Here is a 21054-nt window from a genome sequence, read left to right as displayed (position 1 = left end):
TTTGTCCTCTCCGGGGTTGCCTCAGTGCAGCCGGTTCTGCGCGGCCTCGAGCCCGACGCGCAGCAGCAGCTCGACGGCGTCCGCCGCCTCCTCGCAGTTCAGGTCCAGCTCTTTGCGCTCGACCGAGGAGAACGGCTTGAGCACGTAGTCGGCCGGGTCCATCCGGCCCGGGGGGCGGCCGATCCCGACGCGCACCCGCAGGTAGTCCTTGGTGCCGATCGCCTGCGAGATCGAGCGCAGGCCGTTGTGCCCGCCCTCGCCGCCGCCGAGTTTGAGCCGCAGCGTCCCGAAGTCCAGGTCCAGTTCGTCGTGGACCACCACGATGTCCGCGGGGTCGACGGAGAAGAACCGGGCCAGCGCCGCGACGGGTTTGCCGGAGAGGTTCATGTAGGAGCGGGGCTTGGCGAGGATGACCTGACGGCCGGCGACCCGCACGGTGACGGCGTCGGCGCCGCTCTTCTTGTGCAGGCTGAAGTTGGCGCGCTCGCGGGCGGCGAGCGCCTCGACGACCAGGAAGCCGATGTTGTGCCGGGTGCGTTCGTACTGGGGTCCGGGGTTGCCCAGCCCGACGACCAGGGCGGGGCCCCGGGGCTCGCTCGACGCGGTGTTCACGCTCAACGCTTCGGTTCTCTCGGTGGTAGGGGCAGGCCGCACACGGAAAGCGGCGCGCCACCCCTGTCGGGACGGCGCGCCGCTCACGTTAGCGCTGCACTGATGTGTGCGGGCCGATGACTCAGGCCTCGGTGGCCTCGGCCTCTTCCGCGGGCTCCTCGGCCGCCTGGGCGGTGACGACGTTGACGATCAGCAGGTCGGCGTCGTCGGCGAGGGTGGAGCCGGCGGGCAGCTCGATGCTGCCGGCCAGGATCTGGGTGCCGGCCTCGGCGCCCTCGATCGAGACCTCGATCTGGTCCGGGATGTTGAGGGCGTCGGCCTCGAGCTTGATGGTGTCGACGTCGGTGACGACCAGGGCGTCGGACTTGGCGGTGCCGACCAGGACGATCGAAACCTCGACGGAGACCTTCTCGCCCTTCTGCACGATGAGCAGGTCGGTGTGCTCGATGTAGCGACGGATCGGGTGCACGACGACCGACTTGGTCAGCGCGAGCTGCTCGGTGCCGTCGATGTCCAGGGTGAGGATCGAGTTGGTGCCGTGGGCGCGCAGGACGCGGGCGAAGTCACGGGCGTTCAGCGAGAGGTGCTGCGGCTCGGTCTGGTGGCCGTACAGGACGGCGGGGACCAGGCCGTCACGACGGGCGCGGCGGGCGGCACCCTTGCCGAACTCGGTACGGACAGCGGCTTCGAGACGGTTGACTTCGTTCGACATGGAAATACAGCTCCTACGGCTCACATCAGATTTGCATCGCTTGGATGTTGGGCTCGACGGGGGGCGGACAACGCGCACGGCCCGGAGCAGTCCTGCTCGATTGGTAGCCGTAGCCGCGTCGATCACGGTAAGCCAACATGGTTGGTTCACCCTCGCCGAGACAACTTGGACAGAGTACCGGACAGCCCCCGGCCGACGCCACCCGGCGCCGATCCGGGTCGCGGCGACTACCGCCCGTCGACCGCCTCGACGAGCCGGTCGACGTCGTCGAAGGAGTTGAAGTAGTGCGGGGACGCGCGCACCACGGCGTCCAGGCCGCGCCGGCTCATGTCCAGGTATGTGGACCCGCGTCCGCTGACGGTCACGGTGATGTCCTTGGCCGCCAACGACTCCCGGACCCGGGTGGGGTCGACGCCGGCCACGGTGAACGAGACGATGCCGGTGCGGTCGACACCGAGATCGCGGACGGTGACGCCGGGGACGGCGGCGAGTTCGGTGCGCGCGTACTCGGCCCGAGCCGAGACCGACTGCTCGATCTCGTCGATGCCGAGGTCGAGCAGGTACCGGACCGCGGCGCCGAGCCCGAGTCGGCCCGCGACCGAGCACTCCCAGAACTCGAACCGCGACGCGTCGGGCGCCAGGCGGTAGCCGGACTCCTCCGTCCACTGCGCGCCGTGCAGGTCCAGCGCGGCAGGTTCCATGGTCGCGGCCAGTTCGGGGCGCACGTAGAGGAACCCGGTGCCGCGCGGTCCGCGCAGCCACTTGCGGCCCGTCCCGGACAGCGCGTCGACGCCGAGTGCGGCCACGTCGACGGGGACCTGGCCGACGGACTGGCAGGCGTCGAGCAGCACCAGCGCGCCGACGGCGTGGGCCAGGTCCACCACCTCGCGGACCGGGTTGAGCAGGCCGCCGTTCGTCGGCGCGTGCACCAGCGACACCAGTTGCACCCGCTCGTCGAGCATCCGGGCCAGGGCGTCGAGGTCGACCTCCCCGGTCGGGGTGGACGGCACCACCTCGACGACGGCCCCGGTGCTGCGGGCCCGCTGCAGCGCGGCGATTGCATTGCTCGCGTACTCAACCTCCGAGACCAGGATCTTCTCGCCCGCGGTCAAGGGCACCGAGTAGAAGAAGTCGGCCCAGCCGCGCGTGGCGCTCTCCGTCAGGGCGAGGTCGCCGGGCTGCGCGCCGAGCAGGGCGGCGAGTGCGGTCTTGACGTCGGCGAGGTCGTCGGCGCGCTCGGCGGCGGCGCGGTAGCCGCCCACCTCCGCCTCGCGTCTCAGGTGCGCGATCACGGTCTCGGTGACCACCCGGGGTGGCAGCGAGGACCCGGCGCTGTCGAGAAACGCCTGGCCGAGGCAGCCGGGGGTGTCGGCGCGGACGCGGTGCAGATCGAGCATGTGCCCTCCCGCCGGTTCGGTGCGTGCTCCCCGGACGGTACCGCGCGCGGGTGCGGCGTCGCCGATCTCGGTTTAGTGTCGGAGGGGTTCTCCAGTCTCGTGAAGCGAAGTTCCTGCCGTAGAAGTGCCGCCCGACGATCGGAGCGCATCATGGCAATGGCAGTCGACACCCGCCGGTTCACCACCCGGGCCGCGGCGGAGGCGTACGTCGGTGGTGTCTGCTTCAAACTGGGGCCGCCGCGGCTGGTCGGGGCGGAACTGGAGTGGCTGACCTCCCGCAGTCGGCCGTCCAACGGCCGACCGGACCCGGGCGACGTCGCCCGCGCGCTGGGTCCGCACGCTCCCACCTCGTTGGCCGCCGGCTCGCCCGCCAGGCGGCTCTCCCGGGGCAGTGCGGTGACGATGGAGCCGGGCGGTCAGATCGAACTCTCCAGCGCGCCCTTTCCCTCGGCGGCCGAACTGTGCGCCGCACTCGCCCGAGACGCCCGGTCGCTGCAGGACCTGCTCGAGGACGAGGGCATCGCCATGTACGACGGCGCCGCGGACGTCTGGCGGGACGCGGAGCGGGTGCTCGCGATGCCGCGCTATCGCGCGATGCAGGAACGATTCGACACCGTCGGGCCCTTCGGACGGCTGATGATGTGCAACACCGCGGCCACCCAGGTGAGCGTGGATGCGGGCGCCGACGCCGCCGAGGTCGAGGACCGCTGGACGGCGCTGTACGCGATCGGTCCGGCGCTGGTCGCCGCGTTTGCCTGTTCGCCGCGGCTGCGGGGCGTGCCGGCGGGCACCTGGGCCTCGCAGCGGATGCGGGCGTGGCTCGAACTGGACCCGACGCGGACGGCACCGCCGCCGCTGGCCGACCCGATCACCGGCTACGCGCGCTGGGCGCTGGACGCGCCGCTGTTGTGTGTGGTCGGTGGGCGCCCCGGCTGCGAGAACGACTGGTCCGTGCCGCTCGGGGCGAGTTTCGCGGACTGGATGGCCGGCGCACTGGACGAGGAGGTCGGCAGACGGCCCGGACCCGCGGACCTCGACTACCACCTGACGACGCTCTTCCCGCCGGTGCGGGCCGCCGGTCACCTCGAGGTCCGGTATCTCGACGCCCAGCCCGGCGAGCTGTGGCGGGTGCCGATCGCCGCGGTGGCGGCCCTGCTCGGCGACCGGGAGACGGTCGCGGCGGCGTCGGCGCTGGCGGCGTCCACCGCGGGCCGCTGGCGGGACGCCGCCGAGTTCGGGTTGCGCGACGGTGAACTACGCAGTGTCGCAGCCGAACTGCTGTTTCTTGCGGCGTCCCGGTCGACGGCGTTCGAGGCCGACCTGGCCGCCGCGGCGCGTCGATGTTGCCACGGCCGGACGCCGACCCAGGATCCCGTCCATGCGGGGTTCGACGCCGGGGGTCTCGGGCGATGAGCGAGACGGAGGCCTTGCGCGCCCGGCTGGCGGCGGCACTGACCCGGGCTCGTGACCGCAGCGTCGTGCTCACCGAGTGCGTCGACGAGCAGGACCTGACGGCGCAGCACTCCCCGCTGATGAGTCCGCTGGTGTGGGACCTCGCGCACATCGGCAATCAGGAGGAGTTGTGGCTGGTCCGGGATGTCGGCGGCCGTGAGCCGGTCCGCCGGGACATCGACGAGTTGTACGACGCGTTCCGTCATCCGCGCTCGACCCGACCCGCCCTGCCGCTGCTGGACCCGGCGCAGGCGCGCGGGTACGTGGCGCAGGTGCGAGAGAAGGTGTGGGACATCCTGGACGGGGCGTCCCTGCAGGGCCGGCCGCTCGAGCGGGACGGCTTCGCCTTCGCGATGATCGCCCAGCACGAGCAACAGCACGACGAGACCATGCTCGCGACCCATCAACTGCGCAGCGGTCCGGCGGTGCTGACGGCGCCACCGCCGCCGAGCCCGGTCGCCGAGGTGCCGACGGAGGTGCTGGTGCCGGCCGGCGAGTTCACCATGGGTACGTCCACCGACCCGTGGGCCCTCGACAACGAGCGGCCCGCGCACCGGGTTGTGCTGCCCGCGTTCGCGATCGACACGGCGCCGGTGACCAACGGCCGCTACCTCGAGTTCCTCGCCGACGGCGGCTACCGGCGGCGGGAGTTGTGGAGCGAGCGGGGTTGGGCGCATCGGCAGTCCGCGTCGCTCGCGGCGCCGCAGTTCTGGGAGTGCGACGGCGCCGGCAACTGGTGGCGGCGCGCGTTCGGCACGTTGGCGCCGCTCCCGGCGGACAGCCCGGTGGTGCACGTGAGCTACTTCGAGGCGCAGGCCTACGCCCGCTGGGCCGGCCGGCGGCTGCCCACCGAGGCGGAATGGGAGAAGGCCGCGCGCTGGGACCCCCGGACCGGTCGGTCGCGCCGATTCCCCTGGGGCGACGGCGAACCCGACGAGACCCATGCCAACCTGGGCCAGCGGCACCTCGAACCCGCCGGGGTGGGGGCGTACCCGGCGGGGCGGTCAGCACTCGGAGTGGAGCAGTTGATCGGTGACGTGTGGGAGTGGACGTCGTCGGACTTCCTGCCGTACCCGGGGTTCTCGGCGTTCCCGTACCGGGAGTACTCGGAGGTGTTTTTCGGCGGTGACTACAAGGTGCTGCGCGGAGGTTCGTTCGGTACCGACCCGGTGGCCTGTCGCGGCACCTTCCGCAACTGGGACCTTCCCGTCCGGCGGCAGATATTCGCCGGGTTCCGGTGTGCCCGAGACGTTCCGGGAGAGTAGGTCCGTGTGTAGACACCTCGGTTACCTCGGCCCGCCGCGCGCTGTGGGTGGTCTGCTCACCGCCGGACCGCACAGTCTGGCCACGCAGTCCTGGGCGCCGAGGGACATGCGGGGCGGCGGCACCATCAACGCGGACGGGTTCGGCGCGGCCTGGTGGGACGGGGCGGGCGGCGTGTGCGCCTACCGGAACGCGGCACCGGTCTGGTCCGATCCGGCGGTCGAGGGGGTGCTGGCGCAGGTGCGTTCGAGTGGGGTGCTGGCGGCGGTGCGTTCGGCCACGGTCGGCATGCCGCTCGAGCGGGCGGCCTGCGCGCCGTTCACCGACGGCAGGTGGGCATTCAGCCTCAACGGGTGCATCGAAGGCTGGCCGGACTCGATGGCGGCGCTGGCGGAATGGCTGCCCGCAGTGGAGTTGCTGCGGATGCCGGCGCTGACCGATTCGGCGCTGGTGTGGACGCTGGTACGCCGGCGCCTCGCGGCCGACGGGCCGGAGGGCGCGTTGCGGTCGGTGGTCGCGGACGTGTTGGAGGCGGCGCCGGCGTCGCGACTGAACCTGCTGCTCGGCGACGGGACGACGCTGTGGGCGACGACGGTGTACCACTCGCTGTCGGTGCGGGTGGACGAGACGACGGTGCTGCTGGCATCGGAACCGATCGACGACGAACCGGGCTGGCGGGCGGTGCCGGACCGGCACGTGGTGCAGGCCAGACCCGGACAGCTGAGCATCACCGCAGTACCCGACTGGGAGGAACAGTCATGAGCGAACCGACGGTGGAGGTTCACCTGTCACCGGAGCAGCTGCACCTGAGCCTGCGCGAGGACGCCCGCATCGGGCTGGCCGCCACGCCGAAGTGGTTGCCGCCCAAATGGTTCTACGATGCCCGCGGGAGCGAACTGTTCGAGGAGATCACTCGCCTGCCGGAGTACTTCCCCACCCGCACCGAGCGAGAACTGTTGCGGGCCAGCGCCACCCATGTCGCGGAGGCCACGTCCGCGCAGATCCTCGTCGAGCTGGGTTCCGGTTCGTCGGACAAGACGAGGTTGCTGCTCGCTGCGCTCACCGCGCACGGCACGCTGGAGCGGTACGTGCCGCAGGACGTCTCCGAGGCGGCCCTGGTGTCGGCGACCCGGCAGCTGGCCGACGAGTTCCCCGAGCTGACGGTGCACGGGATCGTCAGCGACTTCACCGACACGCTGCACAACCTGCCCCGCGGGGGTCGGCGGATGATCGCGTTCCTGGGCGGCACCCTCGGAAACCTGGTTCCGGAGGAGCGGGAGGAGTTCCTCGCCTCGATCGCCGAGGTCCTCGACGAGGGGGAGCAACTGCTGCTGGGGGTGGGGTTGGTGACCGATCCGGCGGTACTGGTGCCGGCCTACGACGACGCGGCGGGGGTCACCGCCCGGTTCAACCTCAACCTGCTGTCGGTGCTCAACGAGCAGTTGGGCGCGGACTTCGACGTGTCGAAGTTCCGACACGTGGCGTTGTGGGACGCGGCGCACGAGTGGATCGAGATGCGTCTGGAGGCGACGAGGGCGATGACGGTGCAGTTGCCGGTTCTCGGCACGCAGGTGCGCTTCGCCGAGGGGGAGCAGATGCGGACGGAGATCTCGGCGAAGTTCCGGCCCGAGGGCATCTGCAAGGAGCTGGAGCGGGCCGGGTTCGGCAGCGACCGGGTGTGGACCGATCCGCAGGAGCGTTTCGCGCTGGTGCTCGCGGACCGGGTGGGCTGAGCGGGCTGAAACGCCGAAAACCGGATCCGTCAGCCGAGGCTGCGGGATCCGGTTTTCGGAAAGGCTGAATTACGCGGCGCTGAACGAGGTCAGTGCCAGACCCAGGCCGACCACGGCGCCAACACCGACGAGGGTGCCACCGAGTGCGGCGATGACCTTCTGGACGTCGCCGGCGGTCTTCAGGTCTTCGGCAGTTGAACCCATGATGGTGCTCCTAAGTGGTGAGGGTAGGGGTGATGCGCATCTCAGCGCGTGACTATTTGTAGCGAAGGTCACGGTTTGATGCCAGGCCTGTCTCACTCAGTGGGAAATGAATATAAGGAATAGCCTCAATTCCGTCCGGTATCAGGCTTTTGTCTGCTTATGTGTCCGTTTTGCGTGGGGATTTGTGCGCCGGACGAATTCGCTGCTCGAGGTTTCATGTCGTCGTGTCCGGACCGTTACGGGACCGACGAGGCTCACTGTCGGGAGGGGGCGGTGGGGCCGGGAGTGCCGCGCTGTCGACCGCGCCCCCGCCGGCGAGCGCCGGCGCTTGGACGCGGGAAGCGGTTGCAGTTGCATGGGAGGGCTTGCGAAGCCGAGGGGATGAATGGATGTTCGATCCAGCCCACAAAGGGCTGGTGTAGGCCCCATGGACGGCGTAAACTAGTACGTATGTTCGAGGTTCCGGAGTCGTGGGAGGTCACGTCGGTCGAGCCATTGCTCGACGATCTGACCCACCGCGACCTGCCCGAGACGCTGCGCGGACATCATGCCCGGATTGCCCGCGAGCAGTTCCGCGAGATCGACGCCGTCACCACGGTGTACTTCACTCGTTGCGCGGAGGATGCCGCCCGCGGAGTCAACGAGGCGCACGAGGGGGAGTACGCGCACATCGAGGTCGCCGGGACGCTGCGGATCACCGATTACGAGGCGAACCGGATGATCGACCTCGGTGTCGGCCTTCGGCTTCGCCTGCACCGCACGTCGAAGGCGTTCGCCGCCGGAACAATTGACCTCGGCAAGGCGCAGGCAATCAACGACGTACTGGTCAACGTCTCCGACGACAAGCTCGAACTGATCGAACGTCTCCTCCTCGGCGGTGCCGCGGAGAGGTCGCGGAACAAGCTCAAGGCGAAGGCCCGCCGGCTGATCAACAAGCACGACCCCGAGGGTGCCCGCAAGCGCCGTGAGTCCGCCCAAGACGGCCGCGGCGTGTGGTTGACGGCAGACGAGGACCGAATGGTCGAACTCTCGGGGAAGCTGTCGGCCGCATCTGGACAGGCACTCGGAATGCGGTTGCGGGCCATGTCGTTTCAGGTGTGCGGCAACGACCCGAGGACGCTGCCGCAGCGCCGTGCCGACGCGTTGGAGGTGCTTGCCTGCGGCGGAAGCAGGTTGGAATGCCGGTGCGGGCAGGGCTGCGCCTGCCCGAAGCGCTCCGAAACAGTCGACGGCGAAGCGGGTTCCATGGGAAACCACGACGACGGCGCGGGAGCGCCTGACCGTGCCGGCAGCACCGGCGACACCAACGTCGAAGGCCCCGAGGCGATCGACGCCGCAAACGGTGATACCGATACCGTCGTGGACAGTGCTGAGAGCGAACTACATTCGTCCACCGGCAACATCGACTCGCACACCACGGTCCTCGTCGGGGTCAATGCCTCGACCCTGCTCGGGCTCGACGACCTCCCGGGCTACCTGCACGGCTACGGTTCCATCGATGCCGAGCACGCCCGCGAACTGTCCGCCAACGCCACTTGGCGACAGGTCCTCACCCTCACCGAGGCCGACCGGGAAGGTCTGGTCGACAGCCTGATCAACGCGCTACTCCAGGCCGGCTACACGGTTGACGGCCCCGAGCCGACCGTGGCCGTAGGCCCCCGGAACGATTCCGTGGAGTGGGTGAACGGCCATAGCGTGGACACCTCGGTTCCCGGACCGATCCTCGGCATCGGCAGGGCGCTGGCCAAGGGCGGCATCGCGTCATCGGTGATCCGTAATCGAACCAGGGCACGCCGCGAGGAACTGACCTACCGACCATCGGTGCGCCTGGAGAGGATTGTCCGGACGCGGGATGGAACCTGCAGATTCCCCAACTGCACCGAACGGGCAGAGCACTGCGACCTCGACCACACGGTCCCGTTCGACTGCGACCATCCCGAACTCGGCGGACCGACCACCGAACTGAACTTGGCGTGCCTGTGCCGCCGCCATCACCGCCTCAAGACGCAGGGGTACTGGAAGGTTCGGCAGATCGGTGGCGGACGCCTCGAGTGGACCGACCCGAACGGCGAAAAGGTGGTCACAACGCCCGGGGGAGCATTCTGCGAGCAGGATGTCACTGACGAATGCGGTTCCTTGGATGGCCGTGGCCCCTCGGATCAAGGCGGCGTCTCGGATGAAGGTGACGTGCCGGATGACCACAGCGTCGCGGGCGAATACGGACTCCCCGACGAACATGGCGCCTCGCGCCCGCCGGACGTGCCCGACCCGGCCGGCGCAACCGAGAGCGAGTGCAGTTCTGATGGTGCTTCTGACTGCGCTGACAGCACTCCCGACTGCGACGCCGCCCCCACTCGACAGACCGGGCGCGCTCGCACCGAGGCAGATCTCGCCGCGCGCGGAATCGACCCCAACATCCTCACCGACCAGGCGACGCTCGACCGGATGTTCGCGGAGATGTGCTCACCGATTCTGAGCGACCTGGAGTTCCTTCTCGACCTCAACGCCCCAGGTTGGAGAACACCCGACCCGGAACTCGACCGCACGATCCGTGAGATCCGCGAGGCCGGCGGCGACTACGTCGGAGCAGCCAGGATCGGCGAACCGATCAACCTGGACCCGGCGATGTTCCCGCCGCCGAGCCCGCCGCCCCCGCGGCCGGACGAGCCGCCGCCGTTCTGAAGTTCCACCGAGGACATCAACCCGAGATTCGTTGAATCCCCGGGATGGCGCAGGCGTCGAGGTGGGAGCTCCGGCGCGCTGTCATTTCGATCCTGAAACCTTGGCGGGCGCACTCGCAGTCGTGGTGGGTGCCGGGATGCTCGGCGACGGTTCCGTAGTCTCCGACGAAACGTCCGCCGATGCCTCCCCGACCGACTCCGCCGATGCCTCCGGAGCGGACACCTCGGCCGCTGCTGCTGCTGAGTCCTCCGTCGTCGGTACGGGACTCTCAACTCCGGACGGGGCAGCCGCAGGCACCGACGCAGACGGGGTCACCGTGGCACTGCTGCTCGTCGACTTTTCCGTCGACGACTCCGGGGTCGGCTCCTGCTTGACCGTCGCCGTCGCCGTCGCGGACGGCGCCGCACTGGCCGTCGCCGCGGCGGTCGCGGCCGAGCCCTCCGACGACAGCTTCTCGACCGAGGCCAACGCATCGGCGTCGGGCTTGGTGGTCGTCACCACGGGCTGCCCATTCTGTGCCTGCTTCGCAAGCTCGGTCAGCCACGCGGCGGCGTACTCGGCGGACGTCAGCGGCTTGCCGTTGGCTGCATTGGCATCGCGCCAGTAGTCGAAGTGATGGCCCTTGGCGTCCGGGCCGAGGGTGAGGTTGTACGGGTCGCTCATGACCACCGGGATGGTGTTCTGGTTCGTCACGATCAGCCCGAGAATCTCGTTGAGCACCTTCTGCGGCAGGTAGGCGAGCGGCGACATCTCGTCCGTGGAGATCGCGACATCCTTCACCGGTGTCTTTGTCGCGGGCGTCTCGCCCGGCTTGTAGGTCGGGGCCGACACCTTCAGCAGCACGTCGAGGAAGGTCTCGTCGCTCTGCATCCAGTCGGGCTGAGACCCGATCTCGGCGAACGCGTTCATCGCGATCTGGCCGAGGACGACGGCGACATCCTGCCCGGTCGCCGGGGTGAGCCCCTGACGCTCGAGCCCGTCGACGTTCAACTGCCGACCCACGTTGACGACCAGCTGCAGCAGCGAGATGTTCTCCGGCGCAGAGCAGGTGAGGTCACCGTCGGAGCAGAACGACGCGACCTTGCCGGCCAGCGCGCCGAAATCGTCGCCCCCGGTGTCCGGCAGGGCGCCCTGTCCCGGTATCGCGGCACCGCCGGTCTGATACTTCGTGTCGAACCCGTCCGGGTTGGTGAACGGGTTCTTCGAGCCGGGGAAGGGTCCCTGGCCGGCCGCGCGGCCCGCGTCGGCGAGGATGACGACACCGACGACGTTTGCGGGATTGGCGATCGAGTAGCCGCCGTCGGCCTCGGCCACTTGGTGTCCGACGTCCATCGCGACACGACGCGCAACGTCGGCGCCCTCGCTGTACCCCACCACCGCGAACTTGGTGTCCGGGCACGACTGCTGGATCTTTCGCATCACCGTTTCGGTGTTGGCCACCCCCGCCGTGACCGCGTCCTCGTAGCTGTCCATGTTTGCGGGGTAGGCGATGTAGACCGCGGCGTAGGAGTCCTTGTCGACCGCACCCTTCGGCGCGTTCACCACCGGGTCGACCCAGCGGCTGCTGTAGTCGCTCGACAACATCGCCGGGAGCCGCTCGTCGTCGGGGCCGACCAGCATCTTCGTACCGTCGACCGGCGTGTCACCTCGGCCTGCCACCGAGATGGTCACCATGTCGTGGCACTCGGTGGTCGATGCCGTCAGCTCGGTGTCCACGGTGGTGGGCCCCGAGGACAGGGCCAACGGCAGCGTGATCACCGCCGCGACCCCCACGATTGCGGGCGCGATCATTCCCGAGGCGATGCGATGTCGTGCGAAGAACCTGCGAAATGTCATGCCCGCTCCCTGTGTCGACATCAGGACACACACGTCTCCTGCCCCGAACGGTGTGTCGCGTCACTGAGTGCATCGTCCCGTCGGGCCAGAGTGCTACACGGCGGCCGAAACAATTTCGGTGAGCGTGTCCTCGGCGCCCGGGAGGCGCGGTCGAGTAGATCGACTGTCGAGTAACTCGATCATCGAGATATGGGTCCCAAGGCGCTGTCCGGACTACAGGCGCTACCCGGACTACAACAGTGCCCAGGCGGTCGTGTCGGGGAGATCGCGCCGGGCCGGCGCATTGAACACCCCGACCAGTTCCTCCTCGTCCGCCTCCATACACCCCGTCCGGCAACGGCTACCACCTCGACACCGGCGCGCGCTCGCGCCGAAATCGTGCCGATTCGAGTTACGGCCGACAGCTTGTGCCGCCCAGTAGTCTGTATGTGACCGCTGCCGTCATCGCGATCACACTCGACGCGGCAGTGTGGGGAGGTCACGGTGACCGAAGCACGTTCGTCGAACGAGAACGCAACGCCAAACCAGAAGGCAACGCCAGAAGTCTTCGACGTGTGCATCGTCGGAGCCGGCATCGCCGGGCTGAATGCACTGTTCGTCGCCAGCCGGTACCTGACACGCGACCAGCGCGTGATTCTGATCGAACGCCGCCGACGGGTTGGCGGCATGTGGGTCGACACCTACCCCTATGTCCGCCTGCACCAACCTCACGGCATGTTCACCGCAGGTGACATCGCATGGAAGCTCGACCGGAGCCCGTCATATCTGGCAACCAAGAACGAGGTACTCGATCACTTCGAGCACTGCCTCGACGTGATCAAGGACCGCGTGCGGGTCGACGAGTTCTTCGGCTGGTCATTCGAGTCCTGCGATGAAGCCGATGGGGTTGTGCGGATCACCTGCACTGCACCCGACGGGCAGCGACAGGTCGTACTGGCGCGGCAGCTGATCAAGGCCTACGGGCTCGGCATCACCCCCAACGATCCACTCGCGGTGTCGAGTTCGCGGGTACGGTCGGTGTCTCCCGACCACTGCGACGTACGGGTGGGTGAGATGGGGGAGAGTGACACGCCGGTATGGGTGATCGGTGGCGGCAAGACCGCCATGGACACCGTGCACGCGCTCGTCAGGGCGTGTCCCGGCCGGGAGGTGAACCTGGTGGCGGGCGCCGGAACGTTCTTCATCAGCCGTGACCGGTCGTTCCCGGTAGGGGCCCGGCGATGGTGGCGCGGGGCGCTTCCGAACGCTGTGGCGGCGGAAACGGCCAGACGGTTCGACGGGACAAACGAGACGGCCGTCGCGCGGTGGTACCGCGCGACGCACGGCACCGGTCCGACCCCGGGGGCCCGCAACTTCCTGCTGGGAATTCAGTCGGAATCGGAGAGGGCGACGATCGCCGCGGGCCTGAACGATGTGATCATGGATCACTTCGTCGACGCCGTCGATCGCGACGGTTCCACCGATGTCGTGCTCCGGAGTGGCGCGACCAGGACTGTCGAACCGGGAAGCTGGATCGTGAACTGCACCGGGTACATCAAGGTCGACCACCCCTATGAGCCGTACGTCTCCCGCGCCGGGTCGGTGGTGTCGGTGAACCCGCGATCCACCATCCTGCACCTGCCTTCGTTCACGAGCTATTACCTTGCACACCTGATGTTCTCGGGCAGGATTCGCGACCTCCCGCTCTACGAACTCGACGTGGGTGGTCTGCTGAGAAAAGGCGGAAAGCAGGCGTTCCCGTACACCGCGTTCGTGTTGTCGATGTACAACCTCGGCCTTCTCGCAGATGCTTTACCCACCAGGGTGTTTCGCGATTGTGGACTCGATTTCGACCGGTGGTACCCGCTGCACCGCCGACTGCTCGGGACGGCGCGATTCGCGGTCGCCAACCGCCGCGACCGTGAGCGCCACCGCCGGACGTTGGATACGGTCCGCGAGCGGTTCGACGTTCGATGCGGCCCCCTGATCCAGGCGTGAGATCACACGTTGAGCCCGCCGACCACGTGCAGGTCTCGGGCCTGAGCAGTAGCCCGGCGCGTGATGTCGGAACCGTACGCAACCATGTTCTGGACCGATGAGGATGCAGTGACCGCCATCGACCCGCCGCTCCGCCAGTTGGCCACCTTGATACTCGAACCCGGTGCGGCCTGCATCCTCGACACCGAAACCACCGGTCTGGACGGGTCGACCTGGGGACCTCGCCAGCAGGCTCGGCCCTCTCGCTGCTCGGTAACTCTCGCATGTACAACCCGTCTGGAAACCTGCTGTGACCTGTGTTCATGACACGTCCCGAGCGGTCGTTCGCTCGAGTCGGTACTGGCCAACCGGGAGGTTGTGCGCCGGATGGCCGCCGCGGACCACGACCTCGACGCCCTGCACGCCGACATCGCCCATCACGAGCTGCGATCGCAGAACACCCGTGACCTCACCCTGAGTCTCACGGACATCGAGGCTGGGCTCCAGGCGCAGATCGACCACCTGCGTACCGGCGTGATCTACCACCCCGCGCTGTCAACCCCGCTCGCCGTCGCGCCGATGGGGTAGCGGCGTCGGGAGGGGAGCGGCATCGGCCATATCTCGACGCCGTCCGCGCCACCGTGCGACCATAAAAGTCTTGTGCGCCCAGGATCTGCCGAAGAAATGATCAGGGAGACGGACAGACGCATCCGCCTCCCGCATTCACGAGTTCAGATCAGCCCACGGCGGCACTGTCACCGGCCGGATACGCCGTACGGCGAGGAACCGCCGTGAAACCGGACGACCGACGGCAACCGGCTTCGCAACTGTCGGACGCCGTGCGGTTCCCGCTGTCCGCGCCGCAGCGTGCGACCTGGTTCGCGCAGCAACTCCGACCCGAGGTGCCGATCTCGATAGCGCACTACGTGGAGTTGCGCGGCGACCTGGATGTCGACCTGTTGCGGCGGGAGATCGTCGCGGTCGCCAGCGAGTTCCAGTCGCCGCTGCTCAGGGTGGTCGAGGTGGACGGCGAGCCGATGCAGTACGTCGATCACGCGACCGACATCCCGCTCCCCGTCGTCGACCTTCGTAGCGAGGACGACCCGGTCGCCGCGGCCCATGAGTGGATGCACCGGAGCTACCAGGTCCCGCTCGACCTCGGCGCGGATCGACTGGTCGAGACCTCCGTCCTGTGCGTGGGAGAGTCGCACTACCTCTGGTACAGCCGCATCCACCATGTCGCGCTCGACGGCTACGGCGCCATGACGATGGTCAACCGGATCGCGCACCGCTACTCGGCCTCGGCGGCCGGTCGCGAACCCGATCCGAGTCGGCCCGCCGCCCTGCACGAGCTCTGCGACCTCGACGCGCGCTACCGGAACTCCGGCCGATTCACGGACGATAGGGCCTACTGGGCGGAGCGAGTGCAGGCCGTCGAGGGATCGACCCTGGCCGACGAGCCGGCGCCCGCACCCGCCAGAAGTGACCTCGAGAGCGCCGTGCTGTCCGGGTCGGCCGCCGGGCTGCTCCTCGATTCCGGCAAGCAGGCAACCCCGGATGCCGCGGTCACGATCATCGCCGCCTTCGCCTGCTACCTCTCCCGCCTGACGGCGAAACCCGATGTTCTCGTGCAGGTTCCGCTGTCCGGCCGGACAACCGCCTTGCTGCGCAACTCCGGCGGCATGATGGTCAGCGTTGCGCCGCTGCCGATCTCGGTCGACGAAGGAGGCACGGTCGCGGACCTCGTGGCGCGGGTCCGCCGTGAGCTGACGGGCGCATTGCGGCATCAGCGGTGCAGTCTCGACGACATCCGCCGCGACCTGAGCACGAACCACGGCGGCCGGCTCGACGGGCCCATGGTGAACGTCATGCTCTTCCGCCAGGAAGTTCAGCTGGGCCCACTGGTCGGCGAGTACCACATCGTCACGTCCGGTCCGGTGGACGACCTGCTGGTCAACGTGTACCCGAGTGGTGCGCCGGACGAGGTCCTCGTCGACTTCCGGGCCAATCCCGGCCGATACCGTGGTTCGGCTCTACACCGGCACCACCGGCAGTTCGTCGAACTGCTGGAAGAGTTCCTCGCGGCAGACCCGCAGGCGCCACTCGAAACCGTTCACGGGGCGAGCTACCGCGAAGGCGAGCGGCTCCGGCTCGAAGCGCAGAACCGCGAGTACTGGCAGGCACGGCTCTCGGGCCTGCCTGAACTGCTGACCTTGCCGACCGACCGGGCCCGACCCGCCGCACAGTCACTGCAGGCGGACCGCGTCGAACTCCCGATCGACGCGGGCCTCCATCGCCGAATCGCCGCGCTGGCACGCGAACACGACACCACCAGTTTCGCGGTTCTGCACACTGCGTTGGCGGTTCTGCTGAGCCGCCTCGGGAGCGTCTCCGACGTAGCCGTCGGAACGCCGGCTGCGGTGGGCGAGCGTCAGGACATCGTGGTGCTGCGCAGTCGCGTCGATCCGGACGTGTCCTTCACGGACCTCCTCGGTCGGGTTCAGGAGATCGAGCAGGAGGCGTTCGAGCACTGCGATGTTCCCTTCGATCAGCTGCCGCGGATACTCGGGATCGGTGATTCCCCAGCGTTCTCGCCGATCGTCCAGGTGCTGTTCGAGTGCCGCGACGGGGCGGCGACCGGGCTCGGCAGGTTCGACCTGCGGGTGGCCGCGGCCGAGCACTTCGACGCCGACGGCAGCCCGTCCGGCATCACCGCAGCGCTCGGGTTCGCCGTCGACCTGTTCGACCCGGCAACGGTGACCCGGCTCGGGATGCGGCTACGTCAGATCCTGGAGGCGGTGACGATCGACCCGGGGATCGACGTCGGCGACATCGACATCCTCTCCGGCAGCGAACGCGCCACCCTAGTTCCGGTTCGTGGTCCGTCGGGCAGCCCGGAACGCACGCTGCCCGAACTCTTCGCCGCCGCGGCACGAGCACATCCGGCGGGTGTCGCCCTCTCGAGTCGCGGTGTCGAGATGACGTATCGAGAACTGGACGAGCGCTCGAACCAGCTGGCGCGGGTCCTCCTCGAACGCGGCATAGGTCCCGAAGACTGTGTGGCGCTGGGCATGACCCGCTCCATCGAGTCGGTCCTGTCCATGCTGGCGGTGGCCAAGTCGGGTGCCGCGTTCGTGCCGGTGGATCCGAGGTATCCGTCCGGGCGAGTCGAGCACATGCTCGACGACTCCGGCGCAGTCGTGGGGGTCACGGTCGCCGCCGAGCGTGTCCTGCTGCCGGACACCACACCGTGGCTGGTGCTCGACGACGACGAAGTCCGGATCCGGTGCGAGACCGCGCCGGCGTCCGCCGTCACCGACGCCGAGCGGCCCCGGGCCCTCCGCATGGAGAATCCGGCCTACGTGATCTACACCTCTGGCTCCACCGGCCGGCCCAAGGGCGTGTCGGTCACCCACCGTGGCCTCGAGAGCCTTGCCGCCGAACAGCGTTCACGGTTCGGTGCGACGTCGGCGTCACGGGTTCTGCACTTCTCGACGCCGAGCTTCGACGCGTCCGTCCTGGAGTATCTGCAGGTGTTCGGCGCCGGCGCGACGATGGTGATCGCTGCGCCCACGGTCTACGGCGGCGAGGAGTTGTCCCGGCTCCTGCGCTCGGAGCGGGTGACCCACGGATTCATCACGACCGCGGCGCTCGGAACCGTCGACCCGGACGGCCTCACCGACTTTCGGGACGTGGTTCTCGGCGGTGAGGCCTGCCTGCCGGATCTGGTGAAGCGGTGGGTTGTACCAAGTCTCCCGAGTGCCCGAGAAGGGGGCCGCCGGTTGTACAACGCGTACGGGCCGACCGAGGCGACCGTCGCGTCGAACATCAGCGAACCGATGTCGCCGACCGGAGCCGTCACGTTGGGAGGTCCGCTTCGGGGATTCCACGAGGTGGTCCTGGACGCACGCCTGAGGCCGGTACCGGTCGGCGTCGCAGGCGAGCTCTACCTCTCGGGCCCCGCCCTGGCCCGCGGCTATCACGGCAAACCGGCGTTGACTGGCGAGCGGTTCGTGGCCGACCCCTTCGGCGGACCGGGCGACCGGATGTACCGAACCGGTGACGTGGTGCGGTGGCGAACCGACCGCTCACTGGAGTACCTGGGCCGCAGCGACTTCCAGGTGAAGGTGCGCGGATTCCGGATCGAACCCGGCGAGATCGACACGGCCCTCCGCACTCACCCCCGCGTCCGGACCGCACTGACGGTGCCGCGAACGGCGCCGTCCGGCGACACGGTGCTGGTGTCGTACGTGCTGCCGGCGACCGGGCAGGCGGTCGCGTCCGCTGAGTTGACGGACCACGTCTCGGGGCAGTTGCCGCCGCATCTCGTTCCGTCGGCGATCGTGATGCTGGACGAGATGCCGATGACGCCCGCGGGGAAGGTCGACCGCGAGGCGTTGCCGGTGCCGGAGTTCCTCTCGGCGGYGGCCGAGTTCCGCGCACCAGCCGGTCCGGTGGAGCAGGCCGTGGCGCGGGTCTTCGCCGACGTCCTCGGTGTGGAGCGGATCGGCCGGGGCGACAGCTTCTTCGACCTCGGAGGTAACTCTCTGGTCGCGACCCGTGTCATCGCGCGTCTCAATGCCGCGCTCGGCGTCGATCTCGGTGTGCGGACCCTGTTCGAGGCGCCGACCGTGGAGGCGCTGGCCAGATGGGTCGGTCGTACCGACGTGAGGCGCCCCGACCGCCCGAACCTGGTGGCGCGCCGCCGCCCCGACCGGATTCCGCTTTCGCTTGCGCAGCAGCGTGTGTGGTTCCTCAACCAGTTCGACATCTCGTCGCCGGCATACAACATTCCGATGGCGCTGCGCCTGTCCGGGACGCTCGATGTCGAGGCGCTCCGGGTGGCGGTGGGGGACGTGATCGAACGGCACGAGTCGCTTCGCACCGTGTATCCGGCGTCGGAGGACGGTCCGCATCAGGTGATAGTGCCGTCGGCGCAGGTGGTTCCGGACCTGACGCCCTGGCTCCTCGGAGACGAGGAGGCGTTGCGGGCGGAGATTGCCGAGCTGGCGTCCCGAGGCTTCGACGTGAGCGCGGAGGCACCCGTGCGTGGCGCACTGCTGCGGACCGGGCCCGACGAGCACGTCCTCATGCTGGTCGTTCACCACATCTCCGCGGACGGAGCGTCGCTCGCACCGCTGGCCCGTGACCTGGCGGTCGCCTACGCCGCGCGGGCGGCGACGCAGACGCCGGACTGGCCCCCGCTCCCGGTGCAGTACGCCGACTACGGACTGTGGCAGCGGGCGGTTCTCGGCGGTGACGACGATCCCGACAGCATGATGTCGGAGCAGTTGGCGTACTGGAAGACGGCGCTCTCCGGTCTCCCCGACGCCATCGCGCTGCCACTGGATCGACCGAGGCCCGCGGAGAGATCACTGCGCGGTGAGCGCGTTCGGTTCGCACTGCCTGCGCGGTTGCATCGGGACCTGATCCTGCTGGCGCGGCGACACGACGCCACGATGTTCATGGTGATGCACGCAGCGCTGGCGGTGCTCGCGGCGCGGTTGAGCGGGTCCGCAGACATCGCACTCGGGACGCCGGTCGGGGGCCGGGGCGAAGAGGCGTTGGACGACTTGGTGGGGATGTTTGTCAACACGCTGGTGTTGCGGACCGACGTGGAGCTCGAAGCGTCTTTCGCCCAAGTGCTTTCCCGCGCCCGCGAGACGGACCTCGAGGCCTTCGATCATGCGGAGGTCGCCTTCGAGAGCGTGGTCGAGGCGCTCGCACCCGGCCGCTCCACCGCGTACTCGCCGCTCTTCCAGGTCATGTTGGAGTTCCAGAACACGGCGACACCCCGGGTGGAGTTGCCGGGACTGACGGCGGAGGTCGTCGACGTCGAATCCGGTGTGGCCAAGTTCGACCTGCAGTTGACGCTCGCGGAGGGCTACGACGACACGGGGAGCGCAGCGGGCCTCTCGGCAGAGTTCACGTTCGCGTCGGATGTCTTCGACCGCGCGACCGTGGAGGGGTTCGCCGAGCGGTTTGTCCGGGTTCTGCGGGGTGTGGTCGAGGATCCGGGCGTGCGGGTCGGTGACGTGGACGTGCTCGTCCCCGGTGAGCGGGAGTTGGTGGTCGAGCGGTGGAACGCGACGGCCCGTGCGGTGCGGGCGGGAACGTTGGCGGCGTTGTTCGAGGCGCAGGTCGCGCGGACTCCGGATGCGGGCGCGGTGTCGTTCGAGGGCACGGTGTTGTCGTATGCGGAGTTCGGTGCCCGGGTGAATCGGCTGGCGCGGTACTTGATTTCGCTGGGTGTGGGCCCGGAGTCGATGGTGGGGGTGGCGGCGGCGCGGTCGGTGGAGATGGTGGTGGGGATCCATGCGGTGATGGCGGCGGGTGGGGCGTACGTTCCGATCGACCCGGACCAGCCTGCCGAGCGGGTGGGGTATGTGGTGGGGACGGCGGCACCGGTGTGCGTGTTGACCGCCGGAACAGATGGGTTCGAGATGCCGGGCGAGACCCCGGTTCTCGACATCGGCACCCTGGATGTTTCCGGGTTCGATCCGGGACCGGTCACGGATGGGGAACGGTCGGCACCGTTGCGGCCGGGGAATGCGGCGTACGTGATCTTCACGTCCGGGTCGACGGGGCGGCCGAAGGGCGTGGTCGTTTCGCATGCGGCAGTGGTCAACCGTCTGTTGTGGACGCAGGGGGAGTACGGGCTCGGGCCCGACGACGTGGTGTTGCAGAAGACGCCGGTGACGTTCGACGTGTCGGTGTGGGAGTTGTTCTGGCCGCTGCTGGTGGGGGCGCGGTTGGTGGTTGCTGCGCCGGACGTTCACCGCGATCCCGTCTGTCTCGAACGCGTGATCCGCGAGGAGTCGGTCACCACAGTGCATTTCGTGCCGTCGATGCTCGAAGTGCTTCTGGCGAGCGCGGACATCGGCGGGTGTGGATCGCTGCGGCGGGTGTTCACCAGCGGTGAGGCGCTGTCGGCGGTGACGGCGGCGCGTCTGCTTCGGGTGAGTGGCGCCGAGTTGCACAACCTGTACGGGCCGACGGAGGCCGCGGTGGATGTGACGTTCCACGAGGTCACTGCCGCGGATGTGGTGGGTGTGCCGATCGGTGCGCCGGTGTGGAACACGCAGGTGTTCGTGTTGGATGCTCGCTTGCGGCCGGTGCCGGTGGGTGTGGCGGGTGAGTTGTACCTGGCGGGCGTGCAGTTGGCGCGTGGGTATGTCGGTCGCAGTGATCTGACGGCGGATCGTTT

At 68.9% G+C, this 21054-nt stretch carries 13 protein-coding genes; 8 read left to right on the top strand and 5 right to left on the bottom strand.

Annotated elements, in window-relative coordinates; genetic code table 11:
* Positions 1-21: 21 nt before the first annotated feature.
* The 3 genes from pth to AC1DU4_RS06125 all read right to left on the bottom strand — a co-directional run bounded on the left by pth (position 22) and on the right by AC1DU4_RS06125 (position 2721).
* Positions 22-612, bottom strand: coding sequence for an aminoacyl-tRNA hydrolase (pth, locus tag AC1DU4_RS06135; protein WP_477838224.1), 591 nt, complete (start codon positions 610-612; stop codon positions 22-24).
* A gap of 121 nt (positions 613-733) precedes the next feature.
* Positions 734-1324, bottom strand: coding sequence for a 50S ribosomal protein L25/general stress protein Ctc (locus tag AC1DU4_RS06130; protein WP_477838164.1), 591 nt, complete (start codon positions 1322-1324; stop codon positions 734-736).
* A gap of 227 nt (positions 1325-1551) precedes the next feature.
* Positions 1552-2721: an aminotransferase class V-fold PLP-dependent enzyme gene (locus AC1DU4_RS06125; protein ID WP_477838163.1), complete on the bottom strand. Its 1170-nt coding sequence runs from the start codon at positions 2719-2721 to the stop codon at positions 1552-1554.
* Positions 2722-2871: 150 nt separating this feature from the next.
* Here AC1DU4_RS06125 and egtA point away from each other — a divergent pair, with 150 nt between their 5' ends.
* From egtA to egtD, 4 genes are read left to right on the top strand one after another with little or no spacing between them, the layout of a single operon-like run.
* Positions 2872-4134, top strand: a complete 1263-nt coding sequence (gene egtA / locus AC1DU4_RS06120) for an ergothioneine biosynthesis glutamate--cysteine ligase EgtA (RefSeq protein WP_477838162.1) — start codon at positions 2872-2874, stop codon at positions 4132-4134.
* A complete protein-coding gene (gene egtB, locus AC1DU4_RS06115; RefSeq protein ID WP_477838161.1) occupies positions 4131-5438 on the top strand; it encodes an ergothioneine biosynthesis protein EgtB in 1308 nt (435 codons plus the stop codon). Before egtA ends, egtB begins: the two co-directional genes overlap by 4 nt.
* Before the next feature lie 4 nt (positions 5439-5442).
* Positions 5443-6198: an ergothioneine biosynthesis protein EgtC gene (gene egtC, locus AC1DU4_RS06110; RefSeq protein WP_477838160.1), complete on the top strand. Its 756-nt coding sequence runs from the start codon at positions 5443-5445 to the stop codon at positions 6196-6198.
* Positions 6195-7169: an L-histidine N(alpha)-methyltransferase gene (gene egtD, locus AC1DU4_RS06105; RefSeq protein WP_477838159.1), complete on the top strand. Its 975-nt coding sequence runs from the start codon at positions 6195-6197 to the stop codon at positions 7167-7169. The genes egtC and egtD overlap by 4 nt, the downstream gene beginning before the upstream one ends.
* Before the next feature lie 69 nt (positions 7170-7238).
* On the opposite strand, the gene AC1DU4_RS06100 is transcribed toward egtD, so the two are convergent.
* Positions 7239-7373 carry a hypothetical protein gene (locus AC1DU4_RS06100; protein ID WP_255312537.1) on the bottom strand — a complete coding sequence of 45 codons (135 nt, stop codon included), beginning with the start codon at positions 7371-7373 and terminating at the stop codon, positions 7239-7241.
* 273 nt (positions 7374-7646) lie between these two features.
* Here AC1DU4_RS06100 and AC1DU4_RS06095 point away from each other — a divergent pair, with 273 nt between their 5' ends.
* Complete coding sequence (locus tag AC1DU4_RS06095; protein WP_477838158.1) at positions 7647-10055, top strand: HNH endonuclease signature motif containing protein; 2409 nt, start codon at positions 7647-7649, stop codon at positions 10053-10055.
* Between the two features lie 81 nt (positions 10056-10136).
* On the opposite strand, the gene AC1DU4_RS06090 is transcribed toward AC1DU4_RS06095, so the two are convergent.
* Positions 10137-11891, bottom strand: coding sequence for a cutinase family protein (locus AC1DU4_RS06090; protein WP_477838157.1), 1755 nt, complete (start codon positions 11889-11891; stop codon positions 10137-10139).
* Positions 11892-12374: 483 nt separating this feature from the next.
* On the opposite strand from AC1DU4_RS06090, the gene AC1DU4_RS06085 reads away from it, so the two are divergent.
* The 3 genes from AC1DU4_RS06085 to AC1DU4_RS06075 all read left to right on the top strand — a co-directional run.
* Positions 12375-13868 (top strand): FAD-dependent oxidoreductase, encoded by a 1494-nt coding sequence (locus tag AC1DU4_RS06085; RefSeq protein ID WP_477838156.1) that lies wholly within the window; start codon positions 12375-12377, stop codon positions 13866-13868.
* A gap of 366 nt (positions 13869-14234) precedes the next feature.
* Positions 14235-14435 carry a hypothetical protein gene (locus tag AC1DU4_RS06080; RefSeq protein WP_477838155.1) on the top strand — a complete coding sequence of 67 codons (201 nt, stop codon included), beginning with the start codon at positions 14235-14237 and terminating at the stop codon, positions 14433-14435.
* A 203-nt stretch (positions 14436-14638) separates the two neighbouring features.
* The coding region (locus tag AC1DU4_RS06075) for an amino acid adenylation domain-containing protein (protein WP_477838154.1) at positions 14639-21054 on the top strand (6416 nt) is incomplete at its 3' end.

The sequence above is a fragment of the Rhodococcus sp. P4_F5 genome (genome assembly GCF_056401315.1).
This window is presented reverse-complemented; position numbering and strand designations above follow the sequence as displayed.

What these genes read in the sequence shown, in the direction of transcription:
- AC1DU4_RS06100 (WP_255312537.1), bottom strand. Translation starts at nt 7,373, where the DNA reads ATGGGTTCAACTGCCGAAGACCTGAAGACCGCCGGCGACGTCCAGAAG.
- AC1DU4_RS06090 (WP_477838157.1), bottom strand. Translation starts at nt 11,891, where the DNA reads ATGACATTTCGCAGGTTCTTCGCACGACATCGCATCGCCTCGGGAATG.
- AC1DU4_RS06080 (WP_477838155.1), top strand. Translation starts at nt 14,235, where the DNA reads ATGGCCGCCGCGGACCACGACCTCGACGCCCTGCACGCCGACATCGCC.
- egtA (WP_477838162.1), top strand. Translation starts at nt 2,872, where the DNA reads ATGGCAATGGCAGTCGACACCCGCCGGTTCACCACCCGGGCCGCGGCG.
- egtB (WP_477838161.1), top strand. Translation starts at nt 4,131, where the DNA reads ATGAGCGAGACGGAGGCCTTGCGCGCCCGGCTGGCGGCGGCACTGACC.
- egtD (WP_477838159.1), top strand. Translation starts at nt 6,195, where the DNA reads ATGAGCGAACCGACGGTGGAGGTTCACCTGTCACCGGAGCAGCTGCAC.
- AC1DU4_RS06130 (WP_477838164.1), bottom strand. Translation starts at nt 1,324, where the DNA reads ATGTCGAACGAAGTCAACCGTCTCGAAGCCGCTGTCCGTACCGAGTTC.
- AC1DU4_RS06125 (WP_477838163.1), bottom strand. Translation starts at nt 2,721, where the DNA reads ATGCTCGATCTGCACCGCGTCCGCGCCGACACCCCCGGCTGCCTCGGC.